This window comes from Dryocola baronae (assembly GCF_051297175.1).
GTDB lineage: Bacteria > Pseudomonadota > Gammaproteobacteria > Enterobacterales > Enterobacteriaceae > Dryocola.
Genome location: NZ_JBINNY010000001.1, coordinates 4341497 through 4361684, shown reverse-complemented (window position 1 = coordinate 4361684; position 20188 = coordinate 4341497). Strand labels below are relative to the sequence as shown.

At 56.7% G+C, this 20188-nt stretch carries 17 protein-coding genes, 2 pseudogenes and 1 other annotated feature; of the genes and pseudogenes, 15 read left to right on the top strand and 4 right to left on the bottom strand.

The features are described 5' to 3' along the window. Positions 1 to 85: 85 nt before the first annotated feature. From serB to nadR, 3 genes are read left to right on the top strand one after another with little or no spacing between them, the layout of a single operon-like run. Positions 86 to 1063 carry a phosphoserine phosphatase gene (serB, locus tag ACSPHG_RS20580; RefSeq protein WP_435955341.1) on the top strand — a complete coding sequence of 326 codons (978 nt, stop codon included), beginning with the start codon at positions 86 to 88 and terminating at the stop codon, positions 1061 to 1063. A gap of 16 nt (positions 1064 to 1079) precedes the next feature. Then, a complete protein-coding gene (gene radA, locus ACSPHG_RS20575; RefSeq protein ID WP_435955340.1) occupies positions 1080 to 2462 on the top strand; it encodes a DNA repair protein RadA in 1383 nt (460 codons plus the stop codon). Positions 2463 to 2494: 32 nt separating this feature from the next. Further along, positions 2495 to 3730, top strand: a complete 1236-nt coding sequence (gene nadR / locus ACSPHG_RS20570; RefSeq protein ID WP_435955338.1) for a multifunctional transcriptional regulator/nicotinamide-nucleotide adenylyltransferase/ribosylnicotinamide kinase NadR — start codon at positions 2495 to 2497, stop codon at positions 3728 to 3730. Positions 3731 to 3827: 97 nt separating this feature from the next. Here the strand turns inward: nadR and ettA are convergent, their stop codons facing one another. Then, positions 3828 to 5495 (bottom strand): energy-dependent translational throttle protein EttA, encoded by a 1668-nt coding sequence (ettA, locus tag ACSPHG_RS20565; protein ID WP_435955337.1) that lies wholly within the window; start codon positions 5493 to 5495, stop codon positions 3828 to 3830. Positions 5496 to 5725: 230 nt separating this feature from the next. On the opposite strand from ettA, the gene sltY reads away from it, so the two are divergent. Beyond that, the gene (gene sltY, locus ACSPHG_RS20560) at positions 5726 to 7660 is read left to right on the top strand and encodes a murein transglycosylase (protein WP_435955336.1); all 1935 of its coding nucleotides are present in this window, start codon (positions 5726 to 5728) and stop codon (positions 7658 to 7660) included. Positions 7661 to 7715: 55 nt separating this feature from the next. After that, complete coding sequence (gene trpR / locus ACSPHG_RS20555; RefSeq protein ID WP_435955335.1) at positions 7716 to 8045, top strand: trp operon repressor; 330 nt, start codon at positions 7716 to 7718, stop codon at positions 8043 to 8045. On the opposite strand, the gene yjjX is transcribed toward trpR, so the two are convergent. Continuing rightward, positions 8042 to 8557: an inosine/xanthosine triphosphatase gene (gene yjjX, locus ACSPHG_RS20550; protein ID WP_435956071.1), complete on the bottom strand. Its 516-nt coding sequence runs from the start codon at positions 8555 to 8557 to the stop codon at positions 8042 to 8044. The genes trpR and yjjX overlap by 4 nt on opposite strands. A 50-nt stretch (positions 8558 to 8607) precedes the next feature. On the opposite strand from yjjX, the gene gpmB reads away from it, so the two are divergent. Beyond that, positions 8608 to 9255, top strand: coding sequence for a 2,3-diphosphoglycerate-dependent phosphoglycerate mutase GpmB (gpmB, locus tag ACSPHG_RS20545; RefSeq protein ID WP_435955334.1), 648 nt, complete (start codon positions 8608 to 8610; stop codon positions 9253 to 9255). On the opposite strand, the gene robA is transcribed toward gpmB, so the two are convergent. Continuing rightward, a complete protein-coding gene (gene robA / locus ACSPHG_RS20540; RefSeq protein WP_435955332.1) occupies positions 9252 to 10121 on the bottom strand; it encodes an MDR efflux pump AcrAB transcriptional activator RobA in 870 nt (289 codons plus the stop codon). The two genes, gpmB and robA, sit on opposite strands and share 4 nt — an antisense overlap. Positions 10122 to 10328: 207 nt before the next feature. On the opposite strand from robA, the pseudogene creA reads away from it, so the two are divergent. The 4 genes and pseudogenes from creA to creD all read left to right on the top strand — a co-directional run bounded on the left by creA (position 10329) and on the right by creD (position 14337). Then, positions 10329 to 10800: pseudogene (gene creA, locus ACSPHG_RS20535) on the top strand (protein CreA). A gap of 13 nt (positions 10801 to 10813) precedes the next feature. Then, entirely contained in the window at positions 10814 to 11509 is a 696-nt protein-coding gene (gene creB, locus ACSPHG_RS20530; RefSeq protein ID WP_435955331.1) for a two-component system response regulator CreB, read from the top strand. Then, complete coding sequence (gene creC / locus ACSPHG_RS20525; RefSeq protein WP_435955330.1) at positions 11509 to 12936, top strand: two-component system sensor histidine kinase CreC; 1428 nt, start codon at positions 11509 to 11511, stop codon at positions 12934 to 12936. The genes creB and creC overlap by 1 nt, the downstream gene beginning before the upstream one ends. Positions 12937 to 13023: 87 nt before the next feature. Further along, a complete protein-coding gene (creD, locus tag ACSPHG_RS20520; RefSeq protein WP_435955329.1) occupies positions 13024 to 14337 on the top strand; it encodes a cell envelope integrity protein CreD in 1314 nt (437 codons plus the stop codon). 68 nt (positions 14338 to 14405) lie between these two features. On the opposite strand, the gene arcA is transcribed toward creD, so the two are convergent. Next, positions 14406 to 15122 carry a two-component system response regulator ArcA gene (gene arcA, locus ACSPHG_RS20515; RefSeq protein ID WP_034459438.1) on the bottom strand — a complete coding sequence of 239 codons (717 nt, stop codon included), beginning with the start codon at positions 15120 to 15122 and terminating at the stop codon, positions 14406 to 14408. Between the two features lie 95 nt (positions 15123 to 15217). Here arcA and yjjY point away from each other — a divergent pair. The 5 genes and pseudogenes from yjjY to thrB all read left to right on the top strand — a co-directional run bounded on the left by yjjY (position 15218) and on the right by thrB (position 20188). Next, positions 15218 to 15359: pseudogene (gene yjjY, locus ACSPHG_RS20510) on the top strand (YjjY family protein). Between the two features lie 399 nt (positions 15360 to 15758). Next, positions 15759 to 16487, top strand: coding sequence for a tRNA/rRNA methyltransferase (locus tag ACSPHG_RS20505; protein WP_435955328.1), 729 nt, complete (start codon positions 15759 to 15761; stop codon positions 16485 to 16487). 157 nt (positions 16488 to 16644) lie between these two features. Further along, positions 16645 to 16713 (top strand): thr operon leader peptide, encoded by a 69-nt coding sequence (thrL, locus tag ACSPHG_RS20500; RefSeq protein WP_435956070.1) that lies wholly within the window; start codon positions 16645 to 16647, stop codon positions 16711 to 16713. Beyond that, positions 16652 to 16768 (top strand) — a sequence feature (Thr leader region). Its footprint overlaps the gene before it by 62 nt. 26 nt (positions 16769 to 16794) lie before the next feature. After that, a complete protein-coding gene (gene thrA, locus ACSPHG_RS20495; RefSeq protein ID WP_435955327.1) occupies positions 16795 to 19257 on the top strand; it encodes a bifunctional aspartate kinase/homoserine dehydrogenase I in 2463 nt (820 codons plus the stop codon). A 1-nt stretch (position 19258) separates the two neighbouring features. Beyond that, positions 19259 to 20188 carry a homoserine kinase gene (thrB, locus tag ACSPHG_RS20490; RefSeq protein WP_435955326.1) on the top strand — a complete coding sequence of 310 codons (930 nt, stop codon included), beginning with the start codon at positions 19259 to 19261 and terminating at the stop codon, positions 20186 to 20188.

Sequence of the window (20188 nt, the reverse complement as noted above, 5' to 3'; positions counted from 1 at the left end):
AAGTAGGTGACTGGGGATAAGCTCCCTTGCCGCCTGCCTGAAATTCGAATGCTAAAGGGTATCTACAATTTATTCAGGAGCTGTAATGCCAAATAGTATGACCTGGTGCGACCTGCCCAACGATGTTGCCCTCTGGCCTGGGTTGCCGCTTTCGTTAAGCGGTGATGAGGTCATGCCGCTGGACTACCGCGCTGGGCGCAGCGGCTGGCTCCTGTATGGTCGCAATCTCGATAAGTCGTGCCTCAACCGCTATCAGCGTAAGCTGGGTGCCGCGATGGTTATCGTGACGGCCTGGTGCGTGGAAGATTACCAGGTTATCCGCCTGGCGGGCTCATTAACGCCAAGAGCGACTAAACTGGCTCATGAGCACGGGCTGGACGTGGCTCCGCTGGGCAAAATCCCGCACCTGCGCACGCCGGGTCTGCTGGTCATGGACATGGATTCCACGGCGATTCAAATCGAGTGTATCGATGAAATCGCGAAGCTCGCCGGGACGGGCGAAATGGTCGCTGAAGTCACCGAACGCGCGATGCGCGGCGAGCTGGACTTTACCGCAAGCCTAAAACAGCGCGTCGGCACGTTAAAAGGCGCCGATGCTTCTATTCTGCGCCAGGTGCGCGATGAGCTGCCGTTGATGCCTGGCTTGACGTCGCTGGTGCTAAAGCTGGAAGCCCTCGGCTGGAAGGTTGCGATCGCGTCCGGCGGCTTCACCTTCTTCGCGGAATACCTGCGCGAAAAGCTGCATCTCACCACCGTGGTGGCGAACGAGCTCGAAATCTGCGATGGCAAGCTGACCGGCGAAGTGATTGGTCAGATTGTTGACGCGCAGTTTAAAGCCGAGACGCTTAAGCGCCTCGCGACCAAATACGACATCCCCGCCGAGCAAACCGTGGCTATCGGCGATGGGGCGAATGATTTACCGATGATTCAGGCCGCCGGGCTGGGCGTTGCTTATCATGCCAAGCCGAAGGTCAATGAGAAAACAGAAATCACCATCCGTCACGCCGACCTGATGGGCGTGTTCTGTATTCTGTCCGGCAGCCTGATTCAGGAAGAACGCTAAGCGAAGAGGTATCAAGGTGGCGAAAGCTCCAAAACGCGCATTTGTCTGTAACGAATGTGGTGCGGATTATCCGCGCTGGCAGGGGCAGTGCAGCGCCTGCCATGCATGGAATACCATCACGGAAGTGCGCATCGCCGCCTCGCCAACCGTTGCGCGCAACGAGCGCCTGTCCGGCTATGCGGGCAGCGCGGGCGTCAGCAAAGTCCAGAAGCTCTCCGAGATCAGCCTCGAGGAGCTGCCGCGTTTCTCAACCGGCTTTAAAGAGTTCGACCGCGTGCTGGGCGGCGGCGTGGTGCCGGGCAGCGCTATTCTGATTGGCGGCAACCCTGGTGCGGGTAAATCCACTCTGCTGCTGCAAACCCTTTGCAAGCTCAGTGAACAGATGAAAACGCTGTACGTCACAGGCGAAGAGTCGTTGCAGCAGGTTGCGATGCGCGCTCACCGTCTGGGGCTGCCGACGGCTAACCTGAACATGCTTTCGGAAACCGGCATCGAGCAAATCTGCATGATTGCCGAAGAGGAAGCGCCGAAGCTGATGGTTATCGACTCCATCCAGGTCATGCACATGGCGGACGTCCAGTCCTCGCCGGGCAGCGTGGCGCAGGTGCGTGAATCCGCCGCTTACCTGACGCGCTTTGCCAAGACGCGGGGCGTGGCGATCATCATGGTTGGTCACGTCACCAAGGACGGCTCGCTCGCCGGGCCAAAAGTGCTTGAACACTGTATCGACTGTTCGGTCATGCTGGACGGCGATGCCGATTCCCGCTTCCGCACGCTGCGCAGCCACAAGAACCGCTTTGGCGCGGTGAACGAGCTGGGCGTTTTTGCGATGACGGAACAGGGCCTGCGCGAGGTCAGCAACCCTTCCGCTATCTTCCTCAGCCGGGGCGATGAAATCACGCCGGGCAGCTCGGTGATGGTGGTCTGGGAAGGCACGCGCCCGCTGTTGGTAGAAATCCAGGCGCTGGTGGATCAGTCGATGATGTCCAACCCGCGCCGCGTGGCCGTAGGCCTTGAACAAAACCGCCTCGCGATTCTGCTTGCCGTTCTGCACCGCCATGGCGGCCTGCAAATGGCCGATCAGGACGTGTTCGTAAACGTCGTAGGCGGCGTGAAGGTCACGGAAACCAGCGCCGATCTGGCCCTGCTGCTGGCGATGGTTTCAAGCCTTCGCAACCGGGCGCTGCCGCAGGATTTAGTGGTGTTTGGTGAGGTTGGGCTTGCCGGGGAAATTCGCCCGGTGCCGAGCGGGCAGGAGCGAATTTCGGAAGCCGCAAAACACGGCTTTAAGCGCGCAATCGTCCCCCAGGCAAACGTGCCGAAAAAGCTGCCGGAAGGGATGCAGGTGTTTGGCGTGAAGAAACTCTCGGATGCGCTGTCGGTCTTTGACGACTTATAATTGATTATTCGCCCATTTTTGCAGGAGGCAGCATGTCGTCTTTCGATTATCTGAAGACCGCGATTCGTCAGCAGAGCGTTACGCTGCAGCAGGTCGCGGAAGCCTGCGGCATGACAAAGGGCTATTTAAGCCAGCTTTTGAACGCCAAAATTAAAAGCCCGAGCGCCCAGAAGCTGGAAGCGTTACACCGTTTTTTGGGCCTTGAGTTCCCAAGGCGCGAGAAAACCGTCGGCGTGGTGTTCGGCAAGTTTTACCCGCTGCATACCGGGCATATCTATCTGATTCAGCGCGCCGCAAGCCAGGTTGACGAGCTGCATATCATCATGGGCTACGACGAAACCCGTGACCGCCTGCTGTTTGAAGACAGCGCGATGTCGCAGCAGCCAACCACCGGCGACCGCCTGCGCTGGCTGCTTCAAACCTTCAAATACCAAAAGAATATCCGTATCCATTCCTTTAACGAAGAAGGCATGGAGCCGTATCCGCACGGCTGGGACGTGTGGAGCCGCGGCATTAAAGCCTTTATGGAAAGCAAAGGCATCAACGCCGACCGCATTTACACCTCGGAAGAGAGCGATGCGCCGCGCTTCACCGAGCAGCTCGGCATTGAAACGGTGCTTATCGACCCGAAGCGCACCTTTATGAACATCAGCGGCGGGCAGATCCGCGAAAACCCGTTCCGCTACTGGGAATACATTCCGACCGAGGTTAAACCCTTCTTCGTGCGCACGGTGGCGATCCTCGGCGGCGAGTCGAGCGGCAAGTCGTGGATGGTCAACAAGCTCGCCAATATTTTTAATACCACCAGCGCCTGGGAGTATGGCCGGGATTACGTCTTTTCCCATCTCGGCGGCGACGAAATGGCGTTACAGTATTCCGACTACGACAAGATTGCGATCGGCCACGCCCAGTACGTCGACTTTGCTGTGAAGTACGCCAACAAGGTGGCGTTTATCGATACCGATTTTGTAACCACCCAGGCGTTCTGCAAGAAGTACGAAGGGCGCGAGCACCCGTTTGTGCAGGCGCTGATTGATGAATACCGCTTCGATCTGGTGATCCTGCTCGAGAACAACACGCCGTGGGTGGCCGACGGACTGCGCAGCCTCGGCAGCGACGTGGACAGGAAGTCGTTCCAGAACCTGCTGGTCGAGATGCTGGAAGAGAACAATATCAGCTACGTGCACGTGGAGGAGTCGGACTACGATTCCCGTTTCCTGCGCTGCGTGGAGCTGGTGAAGGAAATGATTGGCGGGCAGGGAGCGTAAAACCACCCTCACCCCGGCCCTCTCCCTCAGGGAGAGGGAGAAAACCGATCGGTTCCCTCTCCTGCGGGAGAGGGTTAGGGTGAGGGCGTTACAACAATTACTTGGTAATACGTTTGTACTTGATACGCTTTGGTTCCAGCGCATCCGCACCGAGGGTGCGTTTTTTGTACTCTTCGTATTCGGTAAAGTTGCCTTCGAAGAATTCAACCTTGCCTTCATCCTGGTAATCCAGAATGTGGGTAGCGATACGGTCAAGGAACCAGCGGTCGTGCGAGATAACCATCGCGCAGCCCGGGAACTCCAGCAGGGCGTTTTCCAGCGCGCGCAGGGTTTCGATATCCAGGTCGTTGGTTGGTTCATCGAGCAGCAGCATGTTGCCGCCAACCTGCAGCAGCTTAGCCAGATGCAGACGACCGCGCTCACCGCCGGACAGCTCGCCAACGCGTTTGCCCTGGTCCACGCCCTTAAAGTTAAAGCGGCCAACGTAGGCACGGCTTGGCATTTCGGTGTTGCCGATACGCATGATGTCCTGGCCGCCAGAAACTTCTTCCCACACGGTTTTGCTGTTGTCCATCGCGTCACGGAACTGATCGACGGAGGCCAGCTTCACGGTTTCACCCAGTTCGATGGTGCCGCTGTCAGGCTGTTCCTGACCGGACATCATGCGGAACAGGGTAGATTTACCCGCGCCGTTCGGACCGATGATGCCGACAATCGCGCCTTTTGGCACGGAGAAGGACAGATCGTCGATCAGCAGGCGGTCGCCGTAGGATTTACGCAGGTTGGTAACCTCAACGACTTTATCGCCCAGGCGCGGGCCAGGTGGAATAAACAGTTCGTTGGTTTCGTTACGTTTCTGGTATTCGGTGTTGTTAAGCTCTTCAAAGCGGGCCAGACGTGCCTTACCTTTTGACTGGCGGCCTTTCGCGCCCTGACGTACCCACTCAAGCTCTTTCTCAATGGATTTACGGCGAGCCGCTTCCTGAGAGGCTTCCTGAGCCAGACGTTGGTCTTTCTGCTCAAGCCAGGAGGAGTAGTTGCCTTCCCACGGAATACCTTCGCCGCGGTCAAGTTCCAGAATCCAGCCTGCCACGTTGTCGAGGAAGTAACGGTCGTGGGTAATCGCCACAACGGTGCCTTCGAAGTCGTGCAGGAAGCGTTCCAGCCAGGCCACGGATTCGGCATCCAGGTGGTTGGTTGGTTCGTCAAGCAGCAGCATGTCTGGCTTTTCAAGCAGCAGACGACACAGCGCCACGCGGCGGCGTTCACCACCGGACAGGTTAGCGATTTTCGCATCCCAGTCTGGCAGACGCAGCGCGTCGGCGGCGCGTTCCAGCTGCACGTTCAGGTTATGGCCGTCGTGCGCCTGGATAATTTCTTCGTACTTGCCCTGCTGTGCGGCAAGCTTATCGAAGTCTGCGTCCGGCTCGGCGTACAGCGCGTACACTTCATCCAGACCTTTCAGCGCGTTAACGACTTCGGAAACCGCTTCTTCAACGGACTCACGAACCGTGTGCTCAACGTTGAGCTTCGGTTCCTGAGGCAGATAGCCAATTTTCAGACCGGGCTGCGGACGGGCTTCGCCTTCGATCTCAGTGTCAATGCCGGCCATGATGCGCAGCAGAGTAGATTTACCGGCACCGTTCAGACCCAGTACGCCGATCTTGGCGCCAGGGAAGAAACTGAGCGAGATATTTTTCAAAATATGGCGTTTCGGCGGGACAACTTTGCCGACACGATGCATGGTATAAACGAATTGAGCCACAGTGCGACTTCGCCTCTTTTTCGTGATTTAAGATGATGCGTTTCAGTGGCGAAGTGTAGCCGTTTTCACCCGGTAATCCCAGCGAAGGGAGCCAGTTGTGTTAGCCCTGGCGTCCTTTGTGCCGTATTTAACAAAATATACCAATCGGGCGTGGCGCAACGGCTCCCCCCTGGTTAGCATGAATGTAGCGTGGTGGCATGATGCCGCCTGGAAACATGTGAGGAGAACTTGTGGGGAATGCCAAACAAGTCGTATGGCGAATGTTGGCTGCGGGCGTTTGCCTGGCAACGCTCGCCGGCGTCGCCCGGGCTGATTCGCTCGACGAGCAGCGTAACCGTTATGCACAAATTAAACAGGCGTGGGACAACAAGCAAATGGACGTGGTGCAGCAGATGCTGCCCGGTTTGCAAGACTACCCGCTCTATCCTTATTTACAGTACCGCCTGCTGACCGATGACCTGATGAACGAGCCGACGGTCGCCGTCAGCCAGTTTATCCAGGCCAATCCTACTTTACCCCCGGCGCGCACGCTGAAGACCCGCTTCGTCAACGAGCTGGCAAGACGTGAGGATTGGCGCGGTTTGCTGGCGTTTAGCCCAGAGCCGCCCGGCACCACCGAATCGAAATGTAATTATTACTACGCCAAGTGGAACACCGGCCAGGCCGATGCCGCGTGGAGTGGGGCGAAAGAGCTGTGGCTAAACGGCAAAAATCTGCCGTCGAGCTGCGATCGTCTGTTCTCTGCGTGGCGATCGTCCGGCACGCAGGATCCGCGGGCTTACCTGGAGCGTATCCGCCTCGCGATGAAAGAGGGCAACACCTCGCTTGTCAACAGCCTCGCCAACCAGATGCCCGCCGATTACCAGACGATTGCCAACGCGCTTATCAGCCTGCAAAACGATCCGAATACCGTGCTGACGTTTGCCCGCACCGTGGGGGCGACGGACTTTACGCGCCAGGCGGCTGCGATAGCCTTTACGCGCATTGCCCGTCAGGATGTCGAAAACGCCCGCCTGATGATCCCTTCTCTGGTGCAGGCGCAGCAGCTTACCGACGACCAGGCCCTGGAGCTTAAAGAGACTGTCGCCTGGCGGTTTATGGGCAACGATGTTACTCCCGAGCAGGCCAGCTGGCGCGACGATGTGATTATGCGCTCCCAGTCTACGTCGCTGGTTGAACGCCGCGTGCGCATGGCGCTTGGCGCGGGCGACCGGGCAGGGCTGAACACCTGGCTTGCGCGTCTGCCGATGGAGGCCAAAGAAAAAGACGAATGGCGTTACTGGCAGGCGGATTTGCTGCTGGAGCGCGGGCGTGAAGACGAAGCGAAAGAGATCCTTCATTCGCTGATGCAGCAGCGCGGCTTCTATCCGATGATCGCCGCACAGCGGCTCGGCGAAGCGTATCCGCTGCGCGTGGATAAAGCCGTCGCGGTGAACCAGGCGCTGGTGCAGGGGCCGGAAATGGCGCGCGTGCGCGAGCTGATGTACTGGAACATGGACAACACCGCCCGCAGCGAATGGGCAAACCTGATTACCAGCCGTACTAAGCCCGAGCAGGAAGGGCTTGCGCGCTATGCGTTCGAGCAAAACTGGTGGGATCTTAGCGTGCAGGCGACGATCGCAGGCAAGCTGTGGGATCATCTCGAAGAGCGTTTCCCGCTGGCCTACAAAGAGACCTTCGCGCGCTACGTGAGCGACAAAGATATCTCGCAAAGCTATGCGATGGCGATTGCCCGTCAGGAAAGCGCGTGGAACCCGAAGGTGCGATCGCCGGTGGGGGCCAGCGGCCTGATGCAGGTGATGCCAGCAACCGCGTCGCATACCGCGCAGAAGTTTGGTATTGCAGGCTACTCAAGCCCAGGCCAGCTGCTTGACCCGGATATGAATATCAACATTGGTACGACCTATCTGGAGTCGGTGTACCAGCAGTTTGATAACAACCGTATCTTCTCGTCTGCGGCGTACAACGCGGGGCCGGGGCGAGTCAGAACCTGGCTTGGCAACAGCGCTGGGCGCATTGACGCGGTCGCCTTTGTTGAAAGCATTCCTTTCTCCGAGACGCGCGGATATGTGAAGAACGTGCTGGCATACGACGCGTACTACCAGTATTTCATGGGGAAATCAGCGCCGCTGTTGACCAACGCCGAGTGGCAGCGCCGTTATTGATTTGCGTGAGTTTATGTTATGCTGCTGTACTAGTTAAATAGTATGGTGGCGTGACATGACTCAGCTCTCTCAGTACTCGGCGGAGCAGGCCGAGCAAAGCAACCAGGAGTGGCTCCGCTTTGTGGATCTGCTGCAAAAATCCTTTGATAAACAGCTGCATTTACCGCTTTTAGCGCTGCTGCTCACGCCGGATGAACGGACCGCTTTAGGCACTCGCGTTCGAATTATCGAAGAGTTGCTGAAAGGCGAGATGAGCCAGCGCGAGCTGAAAAACGAGCTTGGCGCGGGCATTGCGACGATTACCCGCGGTTCGAACAGCCTGAAGTCTGCTCCGCCTGAGCTGTGCCAGTGGCTGGAGCAGGAGCTGTTACGCAGCGCGGACTAGCGGTATATAGCGTTGTGGAAAGGGCTTAAAGCAAGAATTACCGCCTGGTGATAAACGCTGCTGCGCGTGAGCTTACCGGCGGTAAATACCCCAATCGCACCTTCTTTGCGGCCAATCTCATCAATGCCGGTGTACGCCGACATCACCGGGCCAAGCGCCTCGCCCGCTTTTACCTTTTCCAGAATCACTTCCGGCAGCGGCAGCGTGGCCGAACGCGCTTCGCCGCGCGTGGCGTTATTTTCAATGACCACCCAGCTAAAGGTGCTGCCTTCGTCGATGCCCGCCTCAATCGCCACCCAAAAATCTGCTTCCGGTCGAACCTGACGGGCGTTCATGATGCGGCAGCGTGCGCCACTTCGCGTTTCAATGCTTCCGAAGGGCTGTTCGGGCACGCCGCTATCGACGGCCACGGACTCAATATGGCAGGATCCTTCGCCATAGATTTCGTCAAATGCCTGCAGAATAGCCTGAATTTTGGAAGGATTGGTTGTGGCGCAGACGACATGGTACATAATCACTGAAACTCCAAAAATTTTGTGCAGCAGTATAACGGATAAAACGCATGTTACAGGTATACCTTGTTCGCCATGGTGAAACGCAGTGGAATGCGGAGCGCCGCATTCAGGGCCAGTCAGACAGCGCGCTGACGGAAAAAGGGGAGCGTCAGGCCTGGCAGGTGGCCGAACGAGTGAAGTCACTTGGCATCACGCACATTATTGCCAGTGACCTGGGGCGCACGCGGCAGACCGCCGAGATTATCGCCCAGGCCTGCGGCTGCGAAGTGCAGCTCGATCCGCGCCTGCGCGAACTGGATATGGGCGTGCTTGAAAAACGCCATCTGGATACGCTTAGCGAAGAAGAGGAAGGCTGGCGTCGTCGGCTGGTTAACGGCACGCCGGACGGACGCATTCCGCAAGGCGAATCGATGCTGGAAATGAGCAACCGCATGCACGCCGCGCTGAACGCCTGTCGCGAACTGCCCGCCGGGAGCCGCCCGCTGTTGGTGAGTCACGGAATGGCGCTGGGCTGCCTGGTCAGTACGATTCTGGGATTACCGGCGTGGGCGGAGCGCCGCCTGCGGCTACGCAACTGCTCTATTTCGCGCGTGGACCATCAGGAAAGCCCGTGGCTTGCGCCCGGTTGGGTGGTTGAAACGGCAGGGGACATCTCGCATTTAGATGCCCCTGCGTTAGACGAGCTGCAGCGCTAGCGGCGAACGGGGATCAGGTATTCACAGCGGATTTGCATCGGCCTGTCCTGATCCCTGACTTCATCCTGCGGGAAGAAGCGTTCGATGTCATGGCCCCGGCGGCGCGTCAGGTTCAACGACGGCATGCAGGTGCCATAGACGGTCAGAATGAAGTCCTGCAGGCCCGTGCCCGGCCCTTCATAGTTAAACTGCACGTAGTCACCGCCTTCAAGCGTCAGCGGATGCGAATCCGGCAGATAGCCGTTCGCCAGTTCAGGCGTCAGAGCGGTGGTATAGAACACCTCCTGCTCGTCATCTTTCTCAATGCTTGGGCGCGGTTCGTGCAGGCCGTACAGCACGCGCGGCAGCGTCGGCGCGTTGCCGAGGAACTGCGTCCAGAACTGAATCCGCATTTCATTACGGAAATCTGAAATCTGCTCAAGCGTACAGCTGTAGCTCTGCGTAACGCCGACCAGATGCGTTTCCGGCAGCGTGACAAAATGCGCCTGCGGTGGCGTAAATTCGCCTAAGCGAAGCGGCGGACGCATACCAAACGCGCTCCAGTCCGGCGAGCGGCGATACAGCGCTGGCGTTTGAGAAAACTGTTTCTTAAAGGCGCGCGTAAACGTCTGCTGAGAATCGAAGCGGTACTGTAAAGCGATATCGAGTATAGGGCGTGCGGTAAGACGCAGCGCGACGGCGGATTTTGACAAGCGACGAGCACGGATATAGGCACCAATGGCGTGGCCCGTGACGTCTTTAAACATCCTTTGTAGATGCCACTTGGAATAACCTGCTTTAGCCGCCACATTATCAAGAGCAAGCGGTTGATCCAGATGGCTTTCCAGCCAGGTAAGCAGATCGCGAATGATCGCAGCCTGATCCATAAAATATCCTCATCCTGACAGCGCGAATGCTGTAATTATGGTCGGATAATAGCACTTTTTGTTCTTATGGCATTCAGAGTTTTTTTTGACTAGTTGTGCCAAAATCAGCCTGTCAGCCGTAGGAATTATTTAATAATGTGATATTAAACGAGTTTTTCCCCCACGGCTGAATAATCAATCGGGGCAATCTTCATTAATGGTAACAATATGAAATATAAAGTTTTAGCAGCTGTAGGCGCTTTGTTGATGTTCTCTCAGGGTACATTTGCCGAACAAATAGGTTCCGTGGATACGGTGTTCAAAGTTTTTGGGCCGGATCATAAAATCGTCGTTGAAGCGTTCGACGATCCGGATGTTAAAAACGTCACCTGTTACATCAGCCGCGCGAAAACCGGCGGTATCAAAGGTGGCCTGGGCCTGGCTGAAGACACCTCCGACGCGGCGATCTCCTGCCAGCAGGTTGGGCCGGTCGAGCTAAGCGACAAGATCAAAGCCGGTAAATCGCAGGGCGAAGTGGTGTTCCAGAAACGCACCTCGCTGGTGTTCAAAAAGCTTCAGGTGGTGCGTTTTTACGACGCGAAGCGCAATACGCTGGCCTACCTCGCTTACTCCGACAAAGTGGTCGACGGTTCGCCGAAAAAACGCCCTGAGCGCCGTGCCGATCATGCCGTGGCACTAACGGATAGCGAATCATGAGCGAAACCGTCGTCTGGCTAGTGGAGGATGAGGCCAGTATCGCCGATACCCTCATTTACATGCTCCAACAGGAAGGCTTTACCGTGCGCGGCTTCGAGCGCGGTTTGCCTGTCCTGGATGCCGCGCGCGCTGGCCTGCCCGATTTGGCTATATTGGACGTTGGGCTGCCGGACATTAACGGCTTTGAGCTGTGCCGCCGACTGCTGGCGGATTACCCGCATCTGCCGCTGCTGTTTTTGACGGCACGCAGCGAAGAGGTCGACAGGCTGATTGGCCTGGAAATTGGTGCCGATGATTATATCGCCAAGCCGTTTTCACCCCGCGAAGTGTGCGCCAGGGTGCGAACGGTGTTACGCCGTCTGCAAAAACAACGGCAGGTGCAGGTGCAGGACACGCGGCAAATTGGCCTGTTTGAGCTGAACGAGATGGCGGCGCAGATTAGCTGGTGCCAGCAGCCGCTTTTGCTTACCCGCTATGAATACCTGATGCTAAAGACCTTCCTGCAATGGCCGAACCGCGTTTTCTCGCGCCAGCAGCTGATGGATTTGGTATGGAGCAGCGCGGAAGAGAGCTTTGACCGAACGGTGGATACGCACATCAAAACCCTGCGCGCCAAGCTACGCGCGATCGACCCGGATCGCTCGCCGATCAATACTCACCGTGGCTTAGGCTACAGCCTGGTCGTGAGCTGATGCGTATCGGCATGCGCCTGCTGCTGGGCTATTTTCTGATCGTGGCGATCGCCGCCTGGTTTGTGCTGTCGATTTTTTTGCAGGAGGTGAAACCCGGCGTGCGGCGCGCGACCGAAGGGACGCTCATCGATACGGCCACGCTGCTCGCCGAGTTTGCGCGGGCGGATATGCAGGCTGGCAATCCCGCCAACGGACAGCTTGCGCAGGCGTTTTCCCATCTCAATCAGCACGGTTTTCGCGCCAACATCAGCGGCATCACTAAATCCCGAAACGAGTACCGCGTGTACCTGACCGATGCAAAAGGCATCGTGCTGTTCGACTCGAGCGGCAAGGCCGTGGGGCAGGACTATTCGCGCTGGAACGACGTGTGGCTGACGCTACAGGGCAAGTATGGCGCACGCAGCACGGCGCTTAACCCCGGCAATCCTGACAGCACGGTGATGTATGTTGCCGCGCCGGTGCGAGAGAGCGGGGCGATCGTCGGCGTGCTCAGCGTCGGCAAGCCCAATAGCGCGATGGAGCCGGTTATTCGCCGCAGCGAACGGCGCATTCTTTGGGCGGGCGTGGCGCTGCTCGGTATCGCTTTGCTGATTGGGTTTGGCTTCGTGGTGTGGATAAACCGCGCCATCGGCAAGCTGGTGCGCTATGCCGATTCCGTCACGGAAGAACACCCTTTGCCGCTGCCGAAACCGGCCAGCAGCGAACTGCGCAAGCTGGCGATGGCGCTGGAAAGCATGCGCCTGAAGCTCGAAGGTAAAAGCTACATTGAGCAGTACGTTCATGCGCTGACCCACGAGCTGAAAAGCCCGCTGGCGGCCATTCGCGGGGCGGCAGAAATCCTGCGGGAAGGCCCGCCGCCGGAGGTTGTGGAAAAATTCTCCACCAATATTTTGCAGCAGAATCTGCGTATGCAGCAGCTGGTGGATAACCTGCTGCGCCAGGCAAAGCTTGAAAGCCGGGCAGAGATTCAAACCCAAAGCGTTCAGCTTGCCGGGCTGTTTGCAACGCTATGCGATAACCGGGAAGCCGTGGCGCGCGGCAAGCAGGTCACGCTTGAGGTTAACGAAAGCTTGCTGAAAACTGCCAGCGTGCGGGGCGATGCCGACCTGCTTGAACAGGCAATCGGCAATTTGCTGGATAACGCGCTCGACTTCACCCCGCCCGGCGGCAGGATTACGCTTGGCGTCGAGCAGGCTGACGGAGAGATCGCCATCGTCGTGACGGATACCGGGAGCGGTATCCCGGATTACGCGCAGGGCCGCATTTTCGAACGGTTCTATTCCCTGCCGCGCAGCAACGGGCAGAAAAGCAGCGGGCTTGGGCTGGCGTTTGTTCAGGAAGTGGCGCGCCTGCACCGCGGCACCGTCACCCTGGATAATCTCCCCGAAGGCGGCGCGCAGGCCCGGCTGACCCTGTCGATGAATTAATTCCTCCACTTCACCGTCCCTTCACATAGCTTCATTTAGCGCCCACATACGCCCGCTATCCTCGCCGCATCAAAAATGGAGGGGATTATGTTGAGATCTGCGCTGTTCTGGAAAGTGATGACCCTGTTGGGATGTATGGTTCTGCTGTTAATTCCGCTGAGCATGCTGAGCTCGTTAATCGATGAGCGCAGCAGCTACCGCGACGACGTTGAGCAGTCGCTGCGCCAGAGCACCAGCGGCCCGCAAACCATCATCGGCCCGCTAATTGCCATCCCGGTGACGCAAATCACCACCGTGATGCAAGACGATAAAGAGATAAAAAGAGAGAGCAGGTTTATCCGATATTATTTGCCGGAGAGCCTGAACGTGGTGGGAAAGCAGGTGGTTGAGCCTCGGCATATCGGCATCTACGAGGGGCAAATCTGGCGCACGGCGCTTACGCTCAACGCGACCTTTAATCGTCAGCAGCTTGCCGAAGATAAGGGCGTCGATACCCTATTTGGCGCGCCCTACGTCGTGTTCGCGGTGGGCGATTCTCGCGGCATTGGCAAGGTGGGCGAGCTGGATATCAACGGTACGGCCTATTCAATTGAGCCGGGCAGCAATTTGCCGGGCCTGGAGCAGGGGCTGCATGCCACCCTTCCCGGAGAGCGGCTAAAGGATGAAAAGCTGACGCTTAGCTTTACGCTCGATCTGCTGGGCACAAAACAGCTTGCCGTGGTGCCGCTTGGCCGCAATAGCCAGTTCACGCTGTCCAGCAACTGGCCGCATCCTAACTTTATCGGTGATTTTCTCCCGCAGCAGCGCGCGATTGCCGACTCCGGCTTTACCGCTAGCTGGCAGAGCACGTGGTTTGCCAATAATATAAACGCCAGCTTTGCAGACGCGCTGCAGATTAACGTGAAAAACCTGCCTGCGTTTAGCGTGAGCGTAGCGAATCCTGTCGATCAGTATCAGCTGACGGATCGTGCCATTAAGTACGCCGTTCTGCTGATTGGCCTGACGTTTATGAGCTTCTTCCTGCTCGAAACGCTGACCGGGCTGCGCGTTCACCCGATGCAGTATTTATTGGTTGGCCTGTCGCTGGTGATGTTTTATCTCGTGCTGCTGGCGGTATCAGAACATACCGGGTTTAACGCCGCCTGGCTGCTGGCGAGCCTGGTCTGCGCGGGGATAAACGGTTTTTATCTTAAGGCGGTAATGAAAAGCTGGAAGGCGGGTGCGACGTTCAGCGTAGGGTTACTGTTGCTGGATGCGGTGCTCTGGCAGCTGCTGCAATCGGAGGACAGCGCGCTGCTGATTGGCACCGGCGTCCTGTTCGCGGCACTCTCGGCGATTATGCTGCTGACGCGCAATATCGACTGGTACGGCGTGGGCAAGAAGGCCTCGGATGCGGGCTAGCGAGTTCGGAAAAAGAAAAAGGGCGGATAATCCGCCCTTTCGCAATTATGACTGCTGGTGAAGCTGAGTTATTCCTGCAGGTCGCCGCAGAAACGATAACCTTCGCCGTGAATCGTGGCGATGATTTCAGGGGTATCCGGCGTGGATTCGAAATGCTTACGAATGCGGCGGATGGTCACGTCAACAGTACGGTCGTGTGGCTTAAGCTCACGGCCGGTCATTTTCTTCAGCAGTTCAGCACGAGACTGAATTTTGCCTGGGTTTTCGCAGAAGTGCAGCATGGCACGGAATTCACTGCGCGGCAGCTTATACTGTTCACCGTTCGGGCTAACCAGCGAACGACTATTGATATCAAGCTCCCAACCGTTGAACTTGTAGCTTTCAACCGAGCGGCGCTCTTCGCTGATCGCACCCAGATTCATGGTACGGGACAGCAGGTTGCGGGCACGGATAGTCAGTTCACGCGGGTTGAATGGCTTAGTGATGTAATCATCTGCGCCGATTTCAAGACCGAGGATCTTGTCTACTTCGTTATCACGGCCAGTCAGGAACATCAGTGCCACGTTGGCTTGCTCGCGCAGTTCGCGCGCCAGCAGCAGGCCATTTTTGCCCGGCAGGTTGATATCCATAATGACCAGGTTAATGTCATTATCTGAAAGGATTTGATGCATCTCTGCGCCATCAGTCGCTTCAAAGACATCGTAGCCTTCAGCTTCGAAAATGCTTTTTAACGTGTTGCGTGTTACTAACTCGTCTTCGACGATAAGAATGTGCGGGGTCTGCATGTTTGCTACCTAAATTGCCAACTAAATCGAAACAGGAAGTACAAAAGTCCCTGACCTGCCTGCTGCATGTGAAAAATTAACATGCCGGGCTTAACATGACTAAAGTACGTAATTGCGTTCTTGATGCACTTTCCATCAACGTCAACAACATCATTAGCTTGGTCGTGGGTGCTTTTCCCTCTGGACCCGACGGTGTCAAAAACGGCTATTATCCTAACCATTTTAACAGCAACATAACAGGCACGACCGCTTTAGACATCTGATAAAACTACGCTTCGTTGACATATATCAATTCCAATTGTAGCACGTTAACAGTTTGATGAAATCATCGTAGCGTAATGCTAGCTTGCGTCACAATTTTTTAATAATCAACGTAGTTACGCCTATAAATCATTCATCCTCGGTAATGTGATTTACTTATGATAATTAATAGTGTTTTAACTATAATAAACAGTTAGATATCACTGAATTTAATTTGTTCAGGACAAGTGTAACTTCAGAAAACTTATGCGTATCATTGATGTGTTTATAACTTAAATTGCGATGCTGAATGTTGCAATAAAGTAAATTTGTGACACGCATTATCATTTGCTTGCCGGTATTCGTCCGGAATTGGATATTTTTAAGAGAGTTTTGATGCGTTTACCCATCATTTTGGTGTCTCCCGCCAGGCCTGAAAACGTCGGTGCAGCCGCCCGTGCAATGAAAACCATGGGCTTCACAGAAATGCGTATCGTAGACAGCGAAGCGCACCTCAAACCTGAAGCGCGCTGGGTGGCTCACGGCTCGGGCGATATCCTTGATAACGTCCAGCATTTTGCAACGCTCGCCGAGGCGCTTCACGACGTGAATTTCACCGTCGCGACCACTGCCCGCAGCCGGGCAAAATTCCATTACTACGTTACACCGCAGGAGCTGGTGCCGATTTTGGAAGAAAAGCGCGAGTGGGTGGGCACCGCAGCGCTGGTCTTTGGCCGTGAGGATTCGGGGCTGACGAACGAAGAACTGGAGCTTGCCGACGTGCTGACGGGCGTGCCGATGGTGGCGGATTACCCCTCGCTCAATTTAGGTCAGGCGGTCATGGTGTATTGCTATCAGCTTTCGGCGCTTATGCAGCTCCCGCCAGTGCCAAAACAGGAAGCGGATGCGCAACAATTGAGCGCTTTACGCCAGCGTATCAACGCGCTCACCGCCCGTCTTGACGTCGCAGACGATCGGAAAATGGCCGACTGGCTCCACCAGCGTCTGGGCCTTTTAGCACAGCGGGACACGGCAATGCTGCACCGTTTGCTCCACGATATTGAAATAAATCTTCCAGCGGATAGTTCTGAAAAATTAGCTGATGGCAGTGAAAAAGATAGGTGATCGGCGGTTGGAAACAGCGCGATTATGCCAATTTTTCGCCGTTTCGCAGCGCGATGGTTGAACGTTTCCCGGCCTGCTAAAAACAAAATTAAATTGACTTAGCAGGTCGGATACTTTAACCAATATAGGTAATTCCTATTAAGAGCACACAACATCCATGACTCGCTTCAGCCTGATGACCACAATTATTACAACCACCATTACCACAGGTAACGGTGCGGGCTGACGCATAAAGGAAAAACAAAAAAAGCCCGCACCTGAACAGTGCGGGCTTTTTTTTCGACTAAAAATCAAGGGGTAATATCCAATGCGAGTGTTGAAATTCGGCGGTACTTCAGTGGCAAATGCGGAGCGATTCCTGCGCGTTGCCGACATCCTGGAAAGTAATGCCAAACAGGGGCAGGTGGCGACAGTGCTGTCTGCCCCGGCAAAAATTACCAACCACCTGGTGGCGATGATCGAAAAAACCATCGGTGGGCAGGATGCGCTGCCGAACATTAGCGATGCGGAACGTATTTTTAGCGAGCTGTTGAACGGCCTTGCCGAAGCGCAGCCCGGCCTCCCGCTGGCAAAGCTTAAAGCGTTTGTCGAGCAGGAATTTGCCCAGCTGAAGCACGTCCTGCACGGTATCAGCCTGCTTGGCCAGTGCCCGGACAGCATCAACGCGGCCATCATCTGCCGTGGTGAAAAGCTCTCCATTGCTATCATGGCGGCGCTGCTGGAAGCGCGTGGCCATAACGTGACCGTAATCGATCCGGTCGAAAAACTTCTCGCCGTTGGGCATTACCTTGAATCCACCGTAGATATTACCGAATCCACCCGCCGCATCGCTGCCAGCCGCATTCCGGCAGACCATATGGTGTTGATGGCGGGCTTTACCGCTGGCAATGACAAAGGCGAGCTGGTGGTGCTTGGCCGCAACGGTTCCGACTATTCGGCGGCCGTGCTGGCGGCGTGTTTACGCGCGGACTGCTGCGAGATCTGGACTGACGTCGACGGCGTTTATACCTGCGACCCGCGCCAGGTTCCCGACGCCAGGCTGCTGAAGTCGATGTCGTATCAGGAAGCCATGGAGCTTTCCTACTTCGGCGCTAAAGTTCTTCACCCCCGCACCATTGCCCCTATCGCCCAGTTTCAGATTCCTTGCCTCATCAAAAACACCGGAAACCCGCAAGCGCCAGGCACCCTGATTGGCGCGGAAAGCGACGACGAAAGCCTGCCGGTAAAAGGCATCACCAATCTGAATAATATGGCGATGTTCAACGTCTCAGGCCCAGGCATGAAGGGTATGGTCGGGATGGCGGCTCGTGTGTTCGCGGCGATGTCGGGCGCGGGCATTTCCGTGGTGCTGATTACCCAGTCTTCTTCGGAATACAGCATCAGCTTCTGCGTGCCGCAGGGCGACTGCAAGCGCGCCCGCCGCGCGATGGAAGAAGAGTTCTATCTTGAGCTGAAAGAGGGCCTGCTCGAGCCGCTGGCTATCATGGAGCATCTGGCGATCATCTCCGTCGTCGGCGACGGCATGCGCACGCTGCGCGGTATCTCCGCCAAGTTCTTTGCGGCGCTGGCGCGCGCGAACATCAACATTGTGGCGATCGCGCAGGGTTCTTCCGAGCGTTCAATTTCCGTCGTCGTCAGCAACGACGATGCGGTGACCGGCGTGCGCGTCACTCACCAGATGCTGTTTAACACCGATCAGGTCATCGAACTGTTCCTGATTGGCGTCGGCGGCGTGGGGGCCGCGCTGCTTGAGCAGGTTAAGCGCCAGCAGGAATGGCTTAAGAAGAAGCACATCGATCTGCGCGTGTGCGGCGTGGCGAACTCCAAAGCGCTGCTGACCAACGTTCACGGGCTGGATCTGGAAAACTGGCAGACGGCGCTTGCCGAAGCCAAAGAGCCGTTTAACCTGGGCCGCCTGATTCGCCTTGCCAAAGAGTATCACCTGCTGAACCCGGTCATCGTCGACTGTACCTCCAGCCAGGCGGTAGCCGATCAGTATGCCGATTTCCTGGGTGAAGGCTTCCACGTGGTGACGCCGAACAAAAAGGCCAACACCTCGACGATGAATTACTACCACCAGATGCGTAACGCCGCGGCAAAATCGCGTCGTAAATTCCTCTACGACACGAACGTAGGCGCGGGCCTGCCGGTTATCGAAAACCTGCAAAACCTTCTCAACGCGGGCGACGAGCTTCGCCGCTTCAGCGGCATTCTGTCCGGCTCTCTGTCCTTTATCTTCGGCAAGCTGGATGAAGGCATGAGCCTGTCGGAAGCGACCCGCGTGGCGCGTGAAATGGGCTACACCGAGCCGGATCCGCGCGACGATCTTTCCGGCATGGACGTAGCGCGCAAGCTGCTGATTCTGGCCCGTGAAACCGGCAGCAACCTTGAGCTTTCAGACATTGTTATCGAACCCGTCCTGCCGAAATCTTTTGATTCAACCGGCGACGTCGAGTCGTTTATGGCTCGCCTGTCGCAGCTGGACGATGATTTTGCCGCCCGCGTGGCGAAAGCGCGTGATGAAGGCAAGGTGCTGCGTTTTGTGGGTGCGATCGAAGAAGACGGCAGCTGCAAAGTTAAAATTGACGCCGTGGACGGTAACGATCCACTGTATAAAGTAAAAAACGGCGAGAACGCTCTGGCCTTCTATAGCCACTATTATCAGCCGCTGCCCCTTGTGCTGCGCGGTTACGGTGCGGGCAACGATGTGACGGCTGCCGGTGTCTTTGCGGATTTACTGCGCACCCTGTCATGGAAGTTAGGAGTTTAAGATGGTTAAAGTATACGCCCCGGCCAGCAGCGCCAACATGAGCGTCGGGTTTGATGTGCTGGGGGCGGCGGTTTCGCCTATCGATGGCTCGCTGCTGGGCGATTACGTCACGGTTGAAGCGGCGGAGTCGTTCAGCCTGAACAATATTGGGCGCTTCGCCAGCAAGCTTCCGGCAGAACCGCGCGAGAACATTGTTTACCAGTGCTGGGAGCGCTTCTGCCAGGAAATCGGCAAAAACATTCCCGTGGCGATGACGCTGGAAAAAAGCATGCCGATTGGTTCGGGCCTCGGGTCCAGCGCCTGCTCCGTCGTTGCAGGCCTGATGGCGATGAATGAATACTGCGGCAAGCCGCTCAGCGATACCCGATTGCTCAGCCTGATGGGCGAGTTGGAAGGGCGCATTTCCGGCAGCGTGCACTACGACAACGTGGCGCCGTGCTTCCTTGGCGGCATGCAGCTGATGATTGAAGAAAACGGCATTATCAGCCAGCCGGTACCGGGCTTTAACGAGTGGCTGTGGGTGCTGGCGTACCCGGGGATTAAAGTCTCCACCGCTGAAGCACGCGCGATTCTTCCGGCGCAGTATCGCCGGCAGGACTGCATTAGCCACGGCCGCCATCTGGCGGGCTTCATTCATGCCTGCCATACCCGTCAGCCTCAGCTTGCAGCCAAGCTGATGCGTGATGTCATTGCCGAGCCTTATCGGGCCAAGCTCCTGCCTCGCTTTAACGAAGCGCGCCAGGCTGCGGCGGATATCGGCGCTCTGGCAAGCGGCATCTCGGGCTCTGGCCCAACCTTATTTGCGCTGTGCGATAACACCGACACCGCACAACGCGTGGCTGACTGGCTCAGCCAACATTATTTGCAGAACCAGGAAGGTTTTGTACATATCTGCCGTCTGGATACGGCTGGCGCACGAGTTCTGGGATAA